General features: G+C 41.7%; 18 protein-coding genes and 1 tRNA gene. 4 read left to right on the top strand and 15 right to left on the bottom strand.

What is annotated here, in order from left to right; translation table 11 throughout:
- Nucleotides 1–46: 46 nt before the first annotated feature.
- The gene (locus OU792_RS01445) at nt 47–895 is read right to left on the bottom strand and encodes an alpha/beta hydrolase (protein ID WP_134202183.1); all 849 of its coding nucleotides are present in this window, start codon (nt 893–895) and stop codon (nt 47–49) included.
- A gap of 185 nt (nt 896–1,080) precedes the next feature.
- Between OU792_RS01445 and OU792_RS01440 the strand changes: the two genes are divergently transcribed.
- Nucleotides 1,081–2,160 (top strand): AI-2E family transporter, encoded by a 1,080-nt coding sequence (locus OU792_RS01440; protein ID WP_274669277.1) that lies wholly within the window; start codon nt 1,081–1,083, stop codon nt 2,158–2,160.
- Between the two features lie 44 nt (nt 2,161–2,204).
- Here OU792_RS01440 and OU792_RS01435 read toward each other — a convergent pair.
- Nucleotides 2,205–2,279, bottom strand: a tRNA-Pro gene (locus tag OU792_RS01435).
- Nucleotides 2,280–2,939: 660 nt separating this feature from the next.
- Between OU792_RS01435 and OU792_RS01430 the strand changes: the two genes are divergently transcribed.
- Nucleotides 2,940–4,298, top strand: coding sequence for a transglutaminase-like domain-containing protein (locus tag OU792_RS01430; protein ID WP_274669276.1), 1,359 nt, complete (start codon nt 2,940–2,942; stop codon nt 4,296–4,298).
- A gap of 34 nt (nt 4,299–4,332) precedes the next feature.
- Here OU792_RS01430 and OU792_RS01425 read toward each other — a convergent pair whose 3' ends face one another.
- From OU792_RS01425 to tamL, 4 genes are all read right to left on the bottom strand, one after another.
- Nucleotides 4,333–4,563: a hypothetical protein gene (locus OU792_RS01425; protein WP_274669275.1), complete on the bottom strand. Its 231-nt coding sequence runs from the start codon at nt 4,561–4,563 to the stop codon at nt 4,333–4,335.
- Nucleotides 4,564–4,649: 86 nt separating this feature from the next.
- Nucleotides 4,650–5,225: a phosphatase PAP2 family protein gene (locus OU792_RS01420; RefSeq protein WP_222583734.1), complete on the bottom strand. Its 576-nt coding sequence runs from the start codon at nt 5,223–5,225 to the stop codon at nt 4,650–4,652.
- A complete protein-coding gene (gene hemF / locus OU792_RS01415) occupies nt 5,222–6,133 on the bottom strand; it encodes an oxygen-dependent coproporphyrinogen oxidase (protein WP_274669274.1) in 912 nt (303 codons plus the stop codon). Before hemF ends, OU792_RS01420 begins: the two co-directional genes overlap by 4 nt.
- Nucleotides 6,134–6,141: 8 nt before the next feature.
- Nucleotides 6,142–8,532 carry a translocation and assembly module lipoprotein TamL gene (tamL, locus tag OU792_RS01410; protein WP_342453721.1) on the bottom strand — a complete coding sequence of 797 codons (2,391 nt, stop codon included), beginning with the start codon at nt 8,530–8,532 and terminating at the stop codon, nt 6,142–6,144.
- 49 nt (nt 8,533–8,581) lie between these two features.
- On the opposite strand from tamL, the gene OU792_RS01405 reads away from it, so the two are divergent.
- Both OU792_RS01405 and OU792_RS01400 read left to right on the top strand, forming a co-directional pair.
- The gene (locus OU792_RS01405; RefSeq protein WP_222583731.1) at nt 8,582–9,334 is read left to right on the top strand and encodes a TrmH family RNA methyltransferase; all 753 of its coding nucleotides are present in this window, start codon (nt 8,582–8,584) and stop codon (nt 9,332–9,334) included.
- Nucleotides 9,331–10,323: a bile acid:sodium symporter family protein gene (locus OU792_RS01400; protein ID WP_222583730.1), complete on the top strand. Its 993-nt coding sequence runs from the start codon at nt 9,331–9,333 to the stop codon at nt 10,321–10,323. Before OU792_RS01405 ends, OU792_RS01400 begins: the two co-directional genes overlap by 4 nt.
- A 29-nt stretch (nt 10,324–10,352) precedes the next feature.
- Here the strand turns inward: OU792_RS01400 and OU792_RS01395 are convergent, their stop codons facing one another.
- The 9 genes from OU792_RS01395 to sufB form a co-directional block, all read right to left on the bottom strand.
- Nucleotides 10,353–10,613 (bottom strand): acyl-CoA-binding protein, encoded by a 261-nt coding sequence (locus OU792_RS01395; protein WP_024283208.1) that lies wholly within the window; start codon nt 10,611–10,613, stop codon nt 10,353–10,355.
- Between the two features lie 103 nt (nt 10,614–10,716).
- A complete protein-coding gene (locus OU792_RS01390) occupies nt 10,717–12,003 on the bottom strand; it encodes a citrate synthase (protein ID WP_026944715.1) in 1,287 nt (428 codons plus the stop codon).
- A gap of 242 nt (nt 12,004–12,245) precedes the next feature.
- On the bottom strand, nt 12,246–12,668 hold the full coding sequence (locus OU792_RS01385) for a BrxA/BrxB family bacilliredoxin (protein WP_024283206.1): 423 nt from the start codon (nt 12,666–12,668) through the stop codon (nt 12,246–12,248).
- Nucleotides 12,669–12,691: 23 nt separating this feature from the next.
- A complete protein-coding gene (locus tag OU792_RS01380; RefSeq protein WP_024283205.1) occupies nt 12,692–13,009 on the bottom strand; it encodes an iron-sulfur cluster assembly protein in 318 nt (105 codons plus the stop codon).
- 1 nt (nt 13,010) lies between these two features.
- Entirely contained in the window at nt 13,011–13,442 is a 432-nt protein-coding gene (locus OU792_RS01375; RefSeq protein WP_134202193.1) for a SufE family protein, read from the bottom strand.
- On the bottom strand, nt 13,439–14,662 hold the full coding sequence (locus OU792_RS01370) for a cysteine desulfurase (protein ID WP_274669272.1): 1,224 nt from the start codon (nt 14,660–14,662) through the stop codon (nt 13,439–13,441). The genes OU792_RS01375 and OU792_RS01370 overlap by 4 nt, the downstream gene beginning before the upstream one ends.
- A 6-nt stretch (nt 14,663–14,668) precedes the next feature.
- Nucleotides 14,669–15,934: a Fe-S cluster assembly protein SufD gene (gene sufD / locus OU792_RS01365; RefSeq protein WP_274669271.1), complete on the bottom strand. Its 1,266-nt coding sequence runs from the start codon at nt 15,932–15,934 to the stop codon at nt 14,669–14,671.
- A 10-nt stretch (nt 15,935–15,944) separates the two neighbouring features.
- The gene (gene sufC / locus OU792_RS01360; protein WP_274669270.1) at nt 15,945–16,703 is read right to left on the bottom strand and encodes a Fe-S cluster assembly ATPase SufC; all 759 of its coding nucleotides are present in this window, start codon (nt 16,701–16,703) and stop codon (nt 15,945–15,947) included.
- Nucleotides 16,704–16,733: 30 nt separating this feature from the next.
- Complete coding sequence (sufB, locus tag OU792_RS01355; protein WP_026944720.1) at nt 16,734–18,179, bottom strand: Fe-S cluster assembly protein SufB; 1,446 nt, start codon at nt 18,177–18,179, stop codon at nt 16,734–16,736.
- Nucleotides 18,180–18,205 lie beyond the last annotated feature (26 nt).

Below are 18,205 nucleotides of genomic sequence, written 5' to 3'. Positions count from 1 at the left end.
TTTGCTAGGTTTGGAGGGAGTGGTGGTAAAGGTGTGAAATTAAAGACTATTCTCGACTTAGGTGTCGATTTAAAAATAAGATGTGAACTGGAAGGGCCTCTGTCCAATACTGCCAGGTATGCGCTCCGGGTCTTTCGGTGTACTCATGAGGTACTTCTCGGTCAAGAAGTGCTTGGTGAAGTTGACGATTGGTTTCTATCAGAAAATCGTCCACTCCACAATCTATTAAAATATCTTGGCCGTTTTGCTCAAGCTGATCCAATAGTCCCATGACCGTGTAGGGATTGAAGTTAGGGGCGTCATAGTTGAGGTCAGCCCCCAGCATAGCTTTTTGCTGTCCTTCGCGAATATTTCTGAAGTCCTCAGGTACTTTCCAAAGTCGGGTATCGATATTCATCACACCGCTCATCGTGCCTACAGCTGTGAAAAGGTTCGGGTGCTTCGCTGCCAGCATCATTGCGCCATGGCCCCCCATAGAAAGCCCGGTGATCGCTCGTGATTCTTTTTGGTCCAGTGTACGATAATTTTGGTCAATAAATGGGATTAATTCACGGATAATGTAGCTTTCATACTGCACACTGTCCATTATGGGACTATCATAATAGTAACTAGAAGGACCTACTCCCGGGGTGACGATGATTAGTTGGTATTGGTCAGCGAGTTTGGGAACGAGTCCTGGTTCCGTGACTTTTTGATGCCAGTCAGAAAATGCCCCAAATCCTCCGTGTAAAAGGTATACTACAGGATATTTTGTATTCGATTCAGCGTATCCTTCAGGTAGTGTGATTGCGGCTTTTAGGTTTTTATCCATTATTTCACTTCTTACAGTCAAGGTGTCTACTTGCGAAAAAGCAAGGGTGGAAAAGAAGTAAATAAGGAACAGGGCTTTCTTCATAGGTTTAGGGTATTTTTAATTCAAGAGTAGGGTATTTTCTAGCTTTTCAAAACTCTATAAGCAGCTTCGATCAAATAGACATGTGGTGAAAATAGCTTTTTTTGAAATATTCTAGGAGGGAAAATTGATCATAGGGGAGTATTTCCTTTCGGAATAGGTATATTTCAAAGGTAAACTAGAAAAGAATGGAACGTCTAAAACGAACTGCTTTATTTCTGATTGTTTTGGTTTTCGGGGCTTTAGTACTCCGAGAAGGGTCGTTTATCTTGGTCCCTTTGGTTTGGGGAGTTTTCTTTTCTTTTGCACTTTCTCCCATTGCTGATTGGCTGGATTCAAAAGGTCTGCCAAGGAGTATTTCCATTATTATGAGTATCCTGCTTGTGACTCTGATTGCCGGAGGAATAGTATATGGTCTATTGAATCAGATGATCGGCCTGGTCAAAGACATTCCGGAAATTGGAGAGAATTTCAATAGGAAGATTGGAACTTATGTCGAACAGTTGGAAGGGCTACTTGGGCGAAAAGTGTTTGATCCTCAGAATCAGGAAGAGTTGTGGTCTGTAGTAAAAATCGAGAATTTAAATGAAACACTTTTTGCTACTGGTAAATCCTTGACTTTGGCTGGAATTATCCCGCTTTATATCTTTTTATTGATGTATTACCGGGATTTTTTCGTGACTTTTTTGATTAAATATTCAGAAAAAAGCAAAGAAAGGATTCTCACCTGGGCAAAGGATTCTGGAAAGGTCATACAGTCTTATTTGACGGGAATGATTTTAGTGACTTTGATTGTGGCAGTTTTATCGGGCTTATTCTTTTTCCTGATCGGAGTGAAATATTTTCTTTTGTTCGCCGCTTTCATAGCTATTCTTAATTTGATTCCCTACGTAGGCGTATTCGTGTCCTCTTTTTTTGCGATTCTATATGTTTTTCTTACCACGGACTCCATGCTTTATCCTTTGATGACCTTCGGAGTTCTCTGGGGGATTCAATTACTCGAAAACAATATTATCACTCCCTGGGTAGTGGGTTCACATGTCAAAGTCAATGCCCTCGCTGTGATTTTGGCAATTCTTCTAGGGGGATGGCTTTGGGGAATTTCTGGAATGGTTCTTTTCATTCCATTGGTAGGAGTCTTGAAAATCACCTTGGAAAGGTCCTCTGGGCTGGAGGCATTTGGTTTTTTACTTAGCGATGCTGTCCCTGTCCAAGATAACTCAGCGGGCGAGCGAGCCTGGTTTTCTTGGTTTAGAAAAGATAAGTAGCCCAAAATAAAAAATGCCAGCAAGTTTTGCTGGCAAGTAAAGTGTCGGGGTGGCAAGATTCGAACTTGCGACCTCCTGCTCCCAAAGCAGGCGCGATGACCGGGCTACGCTACACCCCGAGAATTTTTGATTTTTAAAACGGCCATTTGCCATTTAAGGATTCGAAGTTTCGGCCTTCCCGATCCCTATCGGGACGCGATGACCGGGCTACGCTACACCCCGAGATTTGATGAGCTTAACTCCCCAAACGGATTGCAAATGTATGGAAATTATTGAAAGTTTATTGATAGGCCTGAAAAAAATATCAGGCTTTATTTTTTGGGATTAATTTGAAAGAAAATGTGATCATTTAATGGATTACATTTTATCACTCTTTAGTGATTAAAACTTCTTTTGGCTCAATTTTGAGTGAATGGAATTTTCGCAGAAATAAAAAAAAACCTGACCATTGAGGGTCAGGTTTTTATGGGTGATCAGACTATCGTATAGTCCAGCTTTTCTCTGTACAACTTTTACTTTTTACTCTATTGCTTATTGCTATTCATCAATCTTTGTACCACTTCAGCAATAATAATTAAGACTGCAATGACTACAAAAAGGTATATCGGGTTCAATTTTCCGCTTTGTTAATGATCGCGCAATGATAAGATAATATTTACTTAACATGGCAAAAATTTATGTTAAGTTTTTGGCAATCGGGAAAAACTTAACATTGGATACTGCTTTTGACGAGCTTCATTGAATTTTTCTACCTTTGAAATAAAGATATTCATCATCCTATGTTCAAGTTTAATTCATTGCCTATCGTATTGCTACTGGGCTTAATTGTAGTTTTCACAAGCTGTCAATCGAGTGAGGAGCAAGAAATAGAATCAGTTCAAAAAATTGAGAAAGTCTCAATTGCAGAGATTGAAGCTGGGATTAAGGCATTTATCGATCAGAAAACAACTGAAAATGGAGGGGTTTTTCCGGTAAAGGATGAGAATCATGATTTGAAAATGAAATTAGTCAGAGTACATACTGAGTATCTCTCAAATCTTGGCCCTGAAAGACACTTTGCTTGCGTAGACTTGGTAGATGATAGTGGAGACGTATATGATGTAGACTTTTTTATGGAAGGAAAGCCCGGTGCTATGACCGTCACTGAAACTACCGTGCACAAACTCAATGGGAAGCCATTCTACTCATGGAGGCAAAATAAAGAAGATAAAACTTGGTATCGAGTAGCTCTAGAGGAGTCTACCAACCGATTATTGGGTGTAGTAGAGGGAAGTGATGAATTCCAGTTTTTTTATCATATCAGTGTTCCTGAACTTCAATCGGAAGCACGAATGTGGGTTCCGGTTCCTATCTCAGATCATTATCAGCAAGTGGAAGTGTTGGAAATGGAGCTTGCGGGTGAGACAGTGGAAATAGAAGATCAGGAATATGGTAATAAGTTTGTCTATTTTGAATTAGGGCCTACAGATAGTGGTAAGGAAATCAAGTTTTCTTATGCTGTCAAGCGGAAGGAAAAAGGACCGTATGAGGCACCAAGCCCGAATCCAGATTTATACCTTGCCTCCAATCGTCTGATGCCTAAAGGTGGTCGCTTTGAAGAGATTGCTAAAGAGGTACTAGGGTCGAAAATCAATGATTCCAAGCTTATCCAAGCAAGAGCATTGTATGATTATATCATTGACAATATGCGGTACATGAAGTTTGGAGACTATGGAAACGGCGATTCAAACTATGCTTGCGATTCTAAAACTGGTAATTGTTCAGAGTTTCATTCCTTCTTTATTTCCTTGGCTAGATCTGTAGATATTCCTGCTCGTTTTGCAATCGGAGCATCCATCCCCTCGGATAGGAATGAGGGAGGAATTGATGGGTATCATTGTTGGGCGGAATTTTATGCAGATGGAAAGTGGTGGCCTGTGGATATCTCAGAGGCTAATAAGTACACCGCATTGGCAACTTATTACTTTGGAAGGCATCCAGCCAACCGAATTGAACTTAGTAGGGGACGTGATTTACAAGTAAATCCAGGCCCACAAGAAGGCCCAATTAATTTTATAGCTTTTCCCTATCTGGAGATCGATGGTAAGGAAGTCAAAGCGCCATCAAAGTTCACCTTCCAGAGAAGTGAAAATTCTTAAAACAGAAACGGGTCCTAAAAGACCCGTTTTTTGTTTAATCGTTGTCAGGATGCTCATTGGATGGATGTTCTCCACCTTCAGATGGGTGTTCAGAGCTATCAGTAGGATGCTCGCTTCCGTCAGAGGGATGCTCATTGCTTTCAGCAGGTTGTTCAGTAGCAGCTTCTTGATTTTCTTCTTTTTTGCCGCCACAGGATGTCAATGTTGTGGCTGCCAGAAAACTAAAGGCTAAGCCGAGAGTCAGGAGTGATTTGATTTTTTTCATGATAATGTTGATGGTTTTTTGTGAAATTATCAGGAGGCTTTGAATAATGCAATAAAATGCGCTTAATCCTTATTTGCAGGATTCAATTATCGAAGGATTTTTTTGACTACCTCTCGTTTTACATAGACAATCAAAAACCAAACAAGGTAAGCTGATGCCATTCCAATCAATGCTCCTACCAGCAGGTCTAATGGATAATGCACTCCAAGGTAGATTCTAGTGTAGCTGACCAAAGCTGCATATAAGAAAAGCCAACCTAAGTAAGGGACTTTTTTTCTCATTTTTAAGTTGAGAAAAGTGGCCATGCCAAAAGTATTGGCAGCATGCGAAGATGCGAATCCATATAGCCCGCCACATCTTTCATAATTGTGAATCAAGCCTTCCCAGCGAGCATCGTGACAGGGTCGGAGTCGCTCGAAAAAGGGCTTCATAAAGCTTGATGTAATCTGATCTGCAAATAATATGGTCAGAGCGACCCCGCCAAAGACCCACCAACTGTTTTTGGGGTCATAGCGATAAATCTTATAGATCAAGAATAAGAATAAAGGGAGCCAGGTGACGGTTTTTGTAAGCTGAAATACAATGGGATCCAGCCAATCTGTATGAAAGGAATTTAGCCATAAAAACAGCTGCTCGTCCCATATTGACAATTGCTCAATCATGTAGGAAAGTTTAGCCAGTCAATATCTTTCTTCAAGTGTTTCAAAGTAAACTCCTCCTGACTTCCTACAGTAGGTTCATGCATGTAGGTCCACTCTGCTTGTGGAGGCATACTCATCAAAATACTCTCTGTTCGGCCATTTGTATCTAGTCCAAACTTAGTACCTGCATCCCACACAAGATTAAATTCCACATAGCGACCACGGCGGAGGTTCTGCCATCTTTTCTCATTTTCTCCAAAACTGATGCGGGAGTTTTTCTTCATAAAATGACCATAAACTTCAGGAAAGAGCCGTCCTAAAGCTAAGCTGAAATGAAGGATTTGCTCAAACTCAGCATCTGATTTACCCGAAAGGCGATCATAGAAAATCCCCCCAATCCCCCGGGTTTCGTTGCGGTGCTTCAAATAGAAATAATCATCTGCCCATGTTTTGAATTTTGGGTAGTAAGTCTGGTCGAATGCGTCGCAGGTCTTTTTCACTTCTTGATGAAAGTATTGGGCATCTTCAGGCACAATGTAGTGGGGAGTCAAATCAATTCCCCCACCAAACCAATGAACACCATTATCCATTTCGAAATACCTGATATTCATATGGATGATCGGAACCATGGGACTAAATGGATGCAAAACAATGGAAACTCCAGTGGCAAAAAAGTCAGCTTTTTCAAGACCTAGTTTCGCCAAAATCTTTTCAGGTGTCGGTCCATGAACTGCAGAAAAAGCCACTCCTCCTTTCTCGATTATTTGACCATTTTTGAAAATCCTGGTTCTCCCGCCACCTCCTTGTGCACGGTCCCATTTATCTTCCATAAAATGGCCCTGACCGTCATATTCTTCGAGTTTGGCACAAATATGATCCTGCATTTGCTGGTAAATCAGCGCTATTTCTTCTTTTGTTTTTCTAGCCATAACTAATTTTAGAAAGGGTAACCGATCCCAAAATTGAATACGGTCTGCCCTCTGACCCCAAAAGGTCGTCTGAATGAAATATTGTCTAAAACCCAACGCTCTCCTTCAGGCTGAGCGGGGTCAATTGCTTTCGTAGCAAGGTCCAGTCGGATAATCAGGAAATCAAAATCCATCCGGAGTCCAATGCCTGAACCTACTGCCAGTTCTTTGTAAAATCGATCGAAACGGAAGTCGGCTCCCGGTCTAGTTTGATCCACTCCGATGACCCAGGAGTTTCCGATGTCCAAAAATAAAGCCATGTCGAAATAGCTGAATAAATTTCTCCGGTATTCCAGCATGGATTCGATGATCATTTCTGCTGGCTCTTCAAAAGGGTAATCATACTCGCCTTCTGGACCTCTTCGAGGGTTTGAGCTACCGGGGCCAAGTCGTCTGGCTTGCCAAGCCCGGATACTAGTTCCACCTCCCGCAAAGAAATATTTTTCGTAAGGAAGAATACCATTACTGACACCATATGGTTGGGCTATTCCAAAATTTAGCCGGTAGGCCAATGTTTGTTTTTCGTCCAAAGGATAGTACCTTCTGAAGTCTGCCTGTAACTTCAGCCACTGGAAATTTGCGATTTCGGTTTCCTCACTGTTCGTCGGTATATCCCGAAAATTTAGCAGCGTACCGCCACTTTCTACAAAAAGTCTAAGCATGGAGGAGGGACGGTTCCTGAAGTTTCCATAGCTATTGAAATTAATAATAGACTGGCCTGAAATACTGCTGATGTAGGAAGGTAAAAATGACCAAATCAGATTGTTTCCTTGATTGGCAAGGTCTAGCAGGATTTCTCCAAACTCTGGAGTGATGGCAGGCGTCTGAATGTAGTTTAGATCGGCTACATTCAAGGTGAACTGCTGCCGATTATTCAGCGTAGCCCATGTGTAGGCGAGTTTTCCGTTGAAACTGGTTCGTGTATACTCAGGCCGGTTGGTATAATTATAACCAATCTGAACTCGGGTGTTTGGGTTATATCGTCCGAATTTTCTCAAGCTCGATGGGTAAAATGGGACTAAAAACCGAGGGAAAATCACTGAAGAAGAGATGCCCAGTTCCCGACTTTGATAAACTCCTTGATTTGTGGCTGATGCCACTCCTTCCAAACCTGCCCTGAAGTTGAATTCGAGGATTTCTCCACCTCTGAAAAAGTTTCTGTTTCGAAGGGAAGTACTGAAAAATGGCCCCGGTAGCTGCTCTGTAATGCTTAGACCTACCTGATTGGTTAATTGATATTTTTCTGCGGGCTGAGTGAATATGTTAGCAGTCAGTGAGTTGCCTAAGGTGTCAAAGGTGATGTTGACAAAGCGAAATAGGTCAAGATTGCTGAGCTGTTTTTGACTCTCGATGACCATATTTCTTTGGTAGGTACTCCCTTTTTCGAACAGGACTCTTGAATCAAGAATCTTTTCAGAATACCTGTCTCGATAAAAAGAAAAGTCAATTCCATTGTACTCTACATTCACCTGTTGGTCAGCAAATTCATTGGATGGTGGGTTGACGCGAAAGTTGATTTCATCCAAGGAATAGACTCTATGTTTTTCAGCAAAGGTTGGTTTTTGGATCTCCTGACTGATTTTAACGGTCTTTGCGACGGTATCCATGTAGACCAGGTATTCTAGATAGGTCTTGGTAAACATGTAGAAACCATTGTTTTTCAGGAGCTCTTCTACTCGGTTTCTCTCTGCAGTAATGTCATCCTGAGCATAAGCTTTGCCTGTTTTTAGAAGGCTTCTTTGCTTTGATTGGTTGAGTAGTTTGATGATTTCTTCGTTGTCTGTCCGGGTGTAGACAGAGTCGATCAGGTAGAGTGGCCCTTCCTCAATTTCATAAGTGACATAGGCTTTTTTCTTTTTAGTCTTTACCTCAAAATCTACCTTTGATTCAAAGAAACCATTGTTGTTAAGGTAACCAGAAAGATTTTGGGTCGTGTTTTTGATAGCGGTGGAATCCAAGCGCGTCACTGGATTGCCGGTTCGCATCAGTCCATTCCCATATTCTTCCTTGTACTTCAAACTTTCAATTCGGCCAGAGACTTTTTCGATACGTTTTTCTTCTTTTCGGCTTAAAGAGTCAACCTCCTCTTTTTCTTCTAAAGACTGGAGTTCGGCCTCAAAGTTTTTTCTTTTTTCTGCCACTTTGCTACTGTCGAAAAACGAACGGCCAATTCGATAAATGGATACGCCCGGAGAAACGTTCAGAAGCGGAATTCGAAAGTTCGTTTCAGGCTGAAGGAGAGCAGACAATCGTTCTTCATCGGCTTTTTCGATGCCTTTTAGCTCATTTTCAAAAAGCGCATATTCATTCTCTTGAAGATTTTTGGTGAGTGAGCATCCAAATGATAGTCCAAGCAGCAAAAGAAAAAGTATATATTTGGAGCTCTTCAAAATGGTGTAATCAGACGACATGCTAAGCAAAAATACAATTAAGTTTTTTAAATCCTTACATCAAAAGAAATACCGAATTGCCCATCAGCAGTTCTTTGTGGAGGGTAGAAAAAGCGTTTTGGAGCTATTGGAATCCTCCTTTGTGACCGATTGTGTTTATGCAACTCATGAATTCTTGGATACCTATGGAGACCGGCTCCGCCAAGCTAAGGTATCCTTTGAGCTAGCTACCCCTGCACAGCTCGAAAGTATGGGCCAGTATCAGAGTAATGACTCGGCGATCGCTTTGGTCCGAATGAAAGAAAATCAATTGCCGGAAATTCAATCCTCAGATTGGGTTCTCGCTTTAGACGATGTGCGGGATCCGGGAAATTTGGGTACGATCATCCGCATCGCTGATTGGTATGGAATCAAAAATTTACTCTTTTCCAAACAAACGGCCGATTTCTATAATCCTAAAGTGATACAATCAACGATGGGTTCCTTCACAAGGGTTAATTTTTACTACTGTGATTTAGCAGAAGTTTTGTCAGCGTTGAATTTACCCGTCTATGGAGCATTTATGGATGGAGAGAATGTCCACTCCATCCAATCTGTCGAACATGGAGTTTTATTGATGGGGAATGAATCAAATGGAGTTTCTCAAGAGCTAGAACCCTTCATCAGCAAAAAACTAGCTATTCCTGCTTTCGGTCAAGCTGAATCACTCAATGTAGCGGTTGCCACAGCTATTCTTTGTGACAACCTCAAAAGAATTAGCTCCTGGAAATGAAAAAAGTCAAAAACCTGCTCCAGAAAGTCGGATTCAATACCTTTTTATTGGGCTTGATCTTAGCCATTTTTCTGGCTTGGCTTTTCCCAAAATTAGGAAGTTCAGAAGGCCCTATTCATTGGAAGCCTTGGATCAATGGCGGGATAGCATTGGTTTTTTTCTTTTATGGAGTCAAGCTAAATCCAAGGCAGTTGATGGAGGGCTTGTCAAATTGGAAATTGCATCTGACGATTCAGCTTTTCACCTTCATTGTTTTTCCCTTTTTAGTTCTGCTGATATTCAGGTGGTTGCCATGGGTCGATCAAGATTTCGAGTTGGGTATTAGTTATTTAGCTGCTTTGCCTTCCACGGTCAGTGCCTCTGTAGTGATGGTTAATATTGCGGGTGGAAATGTTCCTGCCGCCATTTTCAATGCAAGTATTTCAGGTTTACTAGGGGTGGTAATTACCCCTGCCTGGATGGGTATTTTGGCTGAAAACCTCGGACAGGGTGAGGTGGATTTCTGGCCTACCTTTGTGGACTTGACCATAAAGGTCATCTTGCCGGTTTTTGCGGGTGTTTTATTGCATGGAAAGTTATTTCCATTGATCAGATCGCATCTTAAAAGACTGAAATATCTCGATCAGGCGATTATAATGATGATTGTATTCACTGCTTTTTCAGATAGCTTTTACCAGAAAATATTTCAACCTTATTCCTGGTTAAGTCTTTTGAAAATAGCCTTTTTGATGCTCATACTTTTTCTGATGGTGCTATTGTCTATTGAGTTGGTTTCACGCTTTCTCGGTTTTTCTATTAGGGATAGGATAACAGCGCTTTTTTGTGGATCCAAAAAATCCTTGGTACATGGAGTTGTTATTGGAAAAGTTATGTTTCCAGATCCTGCTGTTTTGGGACTGGTTTTACTCCCCGTGATGCTTTATCATTTCCAGCAGCTCTTGATTGGGTCATCTTTGGCGGAGTGGTTTGGAAGGAAAAACTTCCAATAAAAAAAGCCCGTTTTATCGGGCTCAAAATTTTAAATATGTTTTTCGGATAGTTTTTCGACTAGCTCCAAATACTGACTTTCAGCTTCAGTTTTGGAAAGTCCTTTCAGGTTCAACCATGCATTGTACTTGGCAGCTGCTTTGAAGTCAAATCCTCCTGGACGTTCGGTTTCATTATCACCTTCTGTGGCCTGTTTGTAAAGGGCATATAATTTCAAAAGTTCTTCATTTGAAGGTCTAGAGGTGAATTTCTTGGTAATCGCTACTGCCTCTTCAAGTGTAGTTGGTTTCATTTATGTACTTGGATAAAAGGATAAAGGATTCTAATTATGCTCAAAGATAGGGCATAAAAAAGGCCAACTTTTGAAGTTGGCCTTTGATATTGGTCAATAAAGCTTATCGCTTATTCATGGAAACGTAGTCGCGCTCGTTTGCACCAACATAAACCTGACGCGGTCTTCCGATTGGCTCTCCATTCTCACGCATTTCTTTCCACTGAGCGATCCATCCTGGGAGACGACCCAAGGCAAACATCACTGTAAACATGTCGGTAGGAATACCTAGCGCTCGGTAGATGATTCCTGAGTAGAAATCTACGTTTGGATAAAGCTTTCTATCGATAAAGTACTGATCATTTAGCGCAGCATATTCGAGTTCTTTTGCGATATCTAAAACTGGATCTTTAACGCCTAGCTTTTCTAGCACATCGTCAGCAGCTTTCTTGATGATTCGAGCTCGCGGATCGAAGTTTTTATAAACGCGGTGTCCAAAGCCCATAAGACGGAAAGGATCGTTTTTATCCTTCGCCTTGTCTAAATACTTTTTCGCATCTCCACCGTCGGCTTTGATCGCCTCCAGCATTTCGATCACTGATTGGTTAGCGCCACCGTGTAGAGGTCCCCAAAGAGCATTTATTCCTGCAGAGATAGAAGCATAAATAGATGCTTGGGAAGAACCTACGATTCGTACGGTAGAGGTAGAACAGTTTTGCTCGTGATCAGCGTGAAGGATTAGAAGTTGATCCAAAGCCTTTGCTACCACTGGGTCTACATCATACTTCTCAGCAGGAAGTGCAAACATCATTTTCAAGAAGTTGGAACAGTAATCCAAAGTATTGTCTGGATAGTTTACTGGGTGTCCCATTTCATTTTTATATGCCCAAGCAGCAAAAGTTGGCATTTTCGCAATCAGCCTGATGATGCTCAAGTTTACTTCATCCTCGGATCTGTTTGGATTAAGCGACTCTGGATAAAAAGCAGAAAGTGAACAGATCAAAGAGGATAGTACACCCATTGGATGGGCATTAGATGGGAATCCGTCCAAAATCTTTTTAATATCCTCATGCACCAATGTATGGTGAGTTACTTCACTGGAGAAAGCTTCAAATTGATCTTGAGTAGGAAGCTCACCATAGATAAGCAAGTAAGCCACTTCAAGAAAAGTAGATTTTTCGGCCAAGTCCTCGATACGATATCCTCTGTAGCGAAGAATACCTTTTTCCCCGTCCAAAAATGTGATAGCACTGGTAGTAGAACCGGTGTTTTTGTAACCTGGATCTAGGGTGATTAAGCCAGTTGAGCCTCGAAGCTTGGCAACGTCAATAGCAGGTTCGTTTTCGGTTCCCACTGTGACAGGAAATTCAAAATCTTGTCCGTTATAGGACAGCTTTACGGATTCAGACATATAGGTTTATTTTTGGATTACTACTTTCAAAAACTTGATAATCGCCCATAAGTTAACAAAATCCCCTATTTTATTTAGGATTATTTACACTTGGTGTATTTTGATTGTGCTAAAGGAAAAGGGCCTGTTTTGGTATTCTTCACTTGGTTGGAAGGCTTTTTTGCAAGGTGATATACGGACAGTTTTTTATTCGGAGGTATATCTTTTTTGCCAAACGTAAAAAAAGCCCCGAAGGGCTAATTTTAATCACAAAAATGTTCGAAAACTTCGACTAAGTGGTCTCCGATCATCTGGGCGTTTCTACCTTCGATATGGTGACGCTCAATGAAGTGTACCAATTCTCCGTCTTTGAACAAGGCCATTGCTGGAGAAGAGGGAGGGTAAGGCAATACAATTTCTCTGATTTTATTGACGGCATCGCGATCATTTCCTGCGAAAACCGTAGCAAGTGTGCTAGGCTTCTTTGCCGCCTTATCCAATGCATATCGTACACCTGGTCTTGCAGCTCCGGCTGCACAACCACATACTGAATTGATAACCACGAAGGTGGTACCCTTATGCTCAGAGCTAAGGTGCTCGCTTACCTGATCAGCTGTACGGAACTCTTCGAATCCGACGTCTGTCAATTCTGCACGCATCGGTGCGATTAATTCTTCTGGATACATATTCTTTACTTATTATTTGAAACTTACAGAAATCCTAATTCAAGTTTGGCAGCTTCTGACATCATGTCCTGTGAGTAGGGGGGATCGAAAGTCACCTCTACTTCTACATTGTTGATACCTTGAATCTGCTGTATTTTATTCTTAACCTCAGAAGGAATAAATTCCGCCGAGGGGCAATTCGGTGAGGTAAGAGTCATCAAGACATACACATTGTTGACCGGGTACACGGTGATCTCATAGATCAAGCCTAACTCATAGACATCTACGGGTATTTCTGGATCATATACCTGCTTGATGGCTTGTATTACCTTTTCTTTTGTCTGTGTTTTGGTTTCCTCCATGTTAGGCGTTCAATTTTGTTTGATACGCTAGCGCATAGCGTTTCATTTGTTGGATCATAGAGGCCAGTCCATTAGAACGCTGGCTTCCGATGATGCTTCCCATTCCTATTCGGTCGATAAAATTCAAATCTGCCTGAATGATTTCCTCTGGGCTGCGATTATCCAATACGCGAATCAACAGTGAAATCAATCCCTTGGTAATATCAGTGTTAGAATCAGCGAAATATCTGACCTTCCCATTCTCCTCGTCTGCGATCAACCAAACCTTGGATTGACATCCTTTGATCAGGTTTTCATCTTTTTGTTCATCAGCTGGAAATTCAGGTAATTTATCACCTAACTCCATGATGTAAAAAATGGTAGATTCCCGATCATCACCGAGGATTTCAAACTCTGATACAATTTCGTCTTGTAAGGTGCTGATGCTACTCATTTGTTTTTGATTCTAGCAATTTTGGCGATTCCTTCCGCCATATTTTCGATTTCAAATTTGGTGTTGTAAACAGCAAAACTAGCCCGTACAGTTCCCTCAATTCCAAATCGATGCATCAAAGGTTGTGTACAGTGATGCCCTGTCCTCACGGCGATTCCTCTCGCATCCAGCATTTGCCCCACGTCAAAAGGATGCATGCCTTGAATATTAAAAGAAAGTACCGAAACTTTGTCCGCTGCAGTCCCCACCGGGATGAAGCCTTTTATATCTTTGGTAAGCTGATTTGCATAGCTCAGAAGATCATCTTCATGCGCTTTGATCTGCTTTTTGCCAAGGGACTGAATAAAATCCAGCGCCTGCCCAAATGCGATTACATCGGCAATATTGGGCGTCCCCGCTTCGAATTTGAAAGGGATTTCATTGTAAGTGGTCTTTTCAAAGCTGACTTCTTTGATCATTTCACCACCACCAAGGAAGGGAGGCATTTCTTCCAGAATCTCCCGCTTCCCGTACAATACGCCTAGTCCAGTAGGTCCATAAAGCTTATGAGCAGAAAAGGCTAAGAAATCACAGTCTAGTTCCTGTACATCAATTTCTAAATGCGAAGTAGACTGGGCTCCATCCAAAAGCACTTTAGCTCCAATTTCATGAGCCGACTGGATGATTTTTTTGACTGGATTGATCGTGCCTAGGGCATTGGAAGCGTGAACGATGCTGACGAGTTTTGTCTTTGGGTTAAGCAGCTTTTCAAATTCCTCAAAGACAATTTCTCCATTTTCTTGAATGGGAATCACTCGAAGTTTGGCTCCCTTTTCTTCACACAGCATCTGCCAAGGCACAATATTGGAGTGGTGCTCCATGGTGGAAATAATGATTTCGTCATCTTTTCCGATAAACTTTCTTCCAAAAGTCTGAGCGACCAAGTTGATGCTTTCGGTGGTGCCCTTAGTGAAAATTACTTCAGCAGACTCTTGTGAATTGATAAAGTCCTTGACTTTTTCTCGAGTTGCCTCGTAATGGCGTGTTGCTCGATCTGCTAAGGTGTGCGCACCTCGGTGAATATTGGAATTGTCGTGTTCGTAGTAATTCCTCAAAGCATCAAGAACTGACTGAGGCTTTTGGGTAGTGGCTGCATTATCAAAATAAACCAAAGGCCTGCCATGTACTTCTTGGTGAAGCACAGGGAACAGGCCTCTGATTTTTTCCAAATCAAAACTCATGTATTGTTAGAATTTGCTGCCTAGACGATCTTGGATCAGCCCGACAACATGGTTTTTAAAGCTTTCTTCCTCAATTTTCTCCATCACTTCTCCAGCAAAAGCATATAAAAGCAATCCTTTGGCTTGGACCTTACCGATCCCTCGAGCTTGTAGATAAAACAAAGCCTCTTCATCAAGTTGACCTACTGTACAGCCGTGTGAACATTTAACATCATCTGCCCAAATTTCCAATTGTGGTTTGGTATTCACGATGGCATCCTCAGAAAGCAGGACATTATTATTCTGTTGGAATGCATTGGTTTTTTGTGCGTCTTGTCTTACGAAAATCTTTCCGTTGAAAACTCCTCTGGACTGAGCGTCAAAAATACCTTTATACATCTCATTTGACTCAGCATGCGGAATCGTATGGTCCACATTGGTATGATTATCTACATGCGTTTTTCCGTTCAGCAAATAAATCCCGTACATATTTCCTTCCGAGTTGCTACCGAGAAGGTTTAGGCTAAGGTTATTTCTAACCATATCTCCTGAAAGAGAAATATTCACAGAAGTAAATCGGGCATCAGACTGAATATCTGTCTCAATATTGCTGACCTCAATCGCCTGATTGGATTCGTTTTGTAGTCTGTAGTAATTGATGTGGGAGTTTAGTCCTCCTTTGATTTCAACTACTTTGTTGACAAAGTAAGCTTCCTCTCCCATACTGATACTTTGATCTAGGAAAGTAATCTCTGAGAAATCACCCACTTCTATCCAGAATCGAGGCGTGATAACCTGCCCGTCATTTGCTCCATTGAAAGAGAGCAGCAAGATGGGCTTTTCAACTTTGGTCTTTTTAGGGACTTTGATGCTGATTCCTCCTGAAAAGCTCGCTTGATTTAGAGCAGCAAAGGCATCTTTTTCTGCTTTGGCAATAGAACCGATCTCCGCTGAGCTTGATAGAATATTAGAAACTTCAAGGCCTTCGATAGTGGAGGACATTTCCTGAAGGAATTTTCCATTGGAAAAAACCAAAACATCTCCCTCAAATCCTTGAAAAACAGATTCTTTGATCAGGTTTTCTTCTACCGAAAGCTGATTAGCTTGATTGAAATTATCTAGGCTTTTTTCAAGCTTTTTGGTGATTCCGGTGAATTTATACTCTTCTTCCTTTGGAGCAGGAAGACCTGATTTTAGGTATAAGTTTTTCGCTGTCTGTCTGGCTTCCGTGAAGTTAGCGGGAGCGCTTTCAAGCAAATTCTCAAATAAATCTTCTTTTACTAAAGTGCTCATGTTTATTGATTTATACAGCAGCGTCTACTTCTTCTTTGATCCAGTCATACCCTTTCGCTTCCAGTTCGAGCGCAAGGTCTTTTGTACCTGACTTGACGATTTGTCCTTTGTACAACACGTGCACGTAATCAGGGACAATGTATTCTAACAGCCTTTGGTAGTGAGTTACTACGATAGTAGCAGTGTCAGGGCTTTTCAGCTTGTTGACGCCATTCGATACGATTCGAAGTGCATCGATATCGAGACCAGAGTCTGTTTCATCCAAAATGGAAAGCGTGGGCTCTAGCATTGCCATTTGGAAAATTTCGTTTCTCTTTTTTTCTCCTCCAGAGAATCCCTCATTGAGCGAACGGCTAAGCAATTTTTGGTCAATCTCAACCAATTTCATTTTCTCCTTCATCAAGGAAAGAAACTTTACTGCGTCCAAAGGCTCCTGACCACGATATTCACGTACTTGGTTTAGGGCTGTTCTTAGGAAGTTGGTAGAAGATACTCCGGGGATTTCTACCGGGTATTGAAATGCCAAAAAGACTCCTTCTCTAGCACGGTCTTCCGGCGCCAAGTCTAATAGATCTTTTCCCTTGAAAATTACTTCTCCTTCAGTAACCTCATATTCTTCCCGTCCTGCTAAAACAGAAGCAAGCGTAGATTTGCCAGAACCATTTGGTCCCATGATAGCGTGAACCTCACCTGGTTTTACTTCGAGATTGATTCCTCTGAGAATAGGCGTGCCTTCCACTGCGGCATGCAGATTTTTTATCGATAGCATAGTTGTGTTATTTCTAATGGTTTTACTGGATCAACCTACTGATCCTTCTAAGGTCAAGGCAAGAAGCTTTTGAGCTTCTACCGCAAACTCCATAGGAAGTTGATTCAATACTTCTTTGGCGTATCCATTGACGATCAAGGCTACTGCATCTTCTGTGCTGATACCACGCTGATTACAGTAGAAAATTTGATCTTCTCCAATTTTAGAAGTAGTAGCCTCATGCTCTACTTTGGCACTTGGATTTTGGATATCAATGTATGGGAAGGTATGAGCTCCGCATCGATCACCCATCAATAATGAATCACACTGTGAAAAATTCCGTGCGTTGGAAGCACGTTTCATCACTTGAACCTGTCCTCGGTAGGAGTTTTGAGATTTACCTGCAGAAATACCTTTCGATACGATTCGTGATTTAGTATTCTTGCCGATATGGATCATTTTTGTTCCTGTATCAGCTTGCTGCATGTTGTTTGTGACAGCTACAGAGTAAAATTCACCGATTGAATTGTCTCCTTTAAGGATACAAGAAGGATACTTCCAAGTCACAGCAGAACCCGTCTCCACCTGAGTCCAAGAAATTTTAGAATGATCTCCGGCACAGATTCCACGCTTCGTTACGAAATTGTAGATTCCGCCTTTTCCATCCTTGTCTCCAGGGAACCAGTTCTGTACGGTTGAGTATTTTACTTCAGCATGTGCTCCTGCATAAATTTCTACAACAGCAGCATGAAGTTGATTTTCATCTCTTTGGGGGGCAGTACAGCCTTCCAAATACGATACGTAAGACTCGTCCTCGGCTACAATTAAAGTTCGCTCAAACTGTCCTGTATTGGCAGCATTGATACGGAAGTAGGTAGATAGCTCCATTGGACATCTGACACCCTTCGGTATATAGCAAAAGGATCCATCAGAAAATACTGCTGAATTCAAAGCAGCATAATAGTTATCTGTCATGGGAACTACTGATCCCAAGTATTTCTTCACCAGTTCGGGATGCTCTTTTACTGCTTCGCTAAAGGAACAGAAGACGATTCCCAACTTGGCAAGTGTGCCTTTAAAAGTGGTCGCTACAGACACGGAGTCCAAGACTGCATCAACAGCAATTCCTTGAAGCCTTTTTTGCTCATTCAATGAAATCCCTAAGCGCTCATAAATGGCCAATAACTCAGGATCGATTTCGTCCAATGATTTTGGCTTTTTGGTTTGTTTAGGAGCTGAATAGTATCGAAGCTTTTGGAAATCCACCTTTGGGTAGGTGACGTTAGCCCATTCAGGCTCTTCCATAGCCTCCCAAGCGCGAAAAGCTTTCAAGCGCCAATCCAAAAGCCATTGAGGCTCTTCTTTTTTGGCGGAAATCCATCGTATAATTTCTTCATTAAGGCCTAAAGGAGCTTCATCTGCTTCATAATTGACGGACCAGCCGTGCTCATATTCTTTGGATGTAAACTCTTCTAAAATCTGATTGTCTTTGCTCATGGGGCGAGTTATTTAGACTAATTACA

The organism is Algoriphagus sp. NF, assembly GCF_028823735.1.
Lineage (GTDB): Bacteria > Bacteroidota > Bacteroidia > Cytophagales > Cyclobacteriaceae > Algoriphagus > Algoriphagus marincola.
The sequence above is the reverse complement of the archived record's forward strand: the minus strand, read 5'-3'. Positions and strand labels throughout refer to the sequence as shown.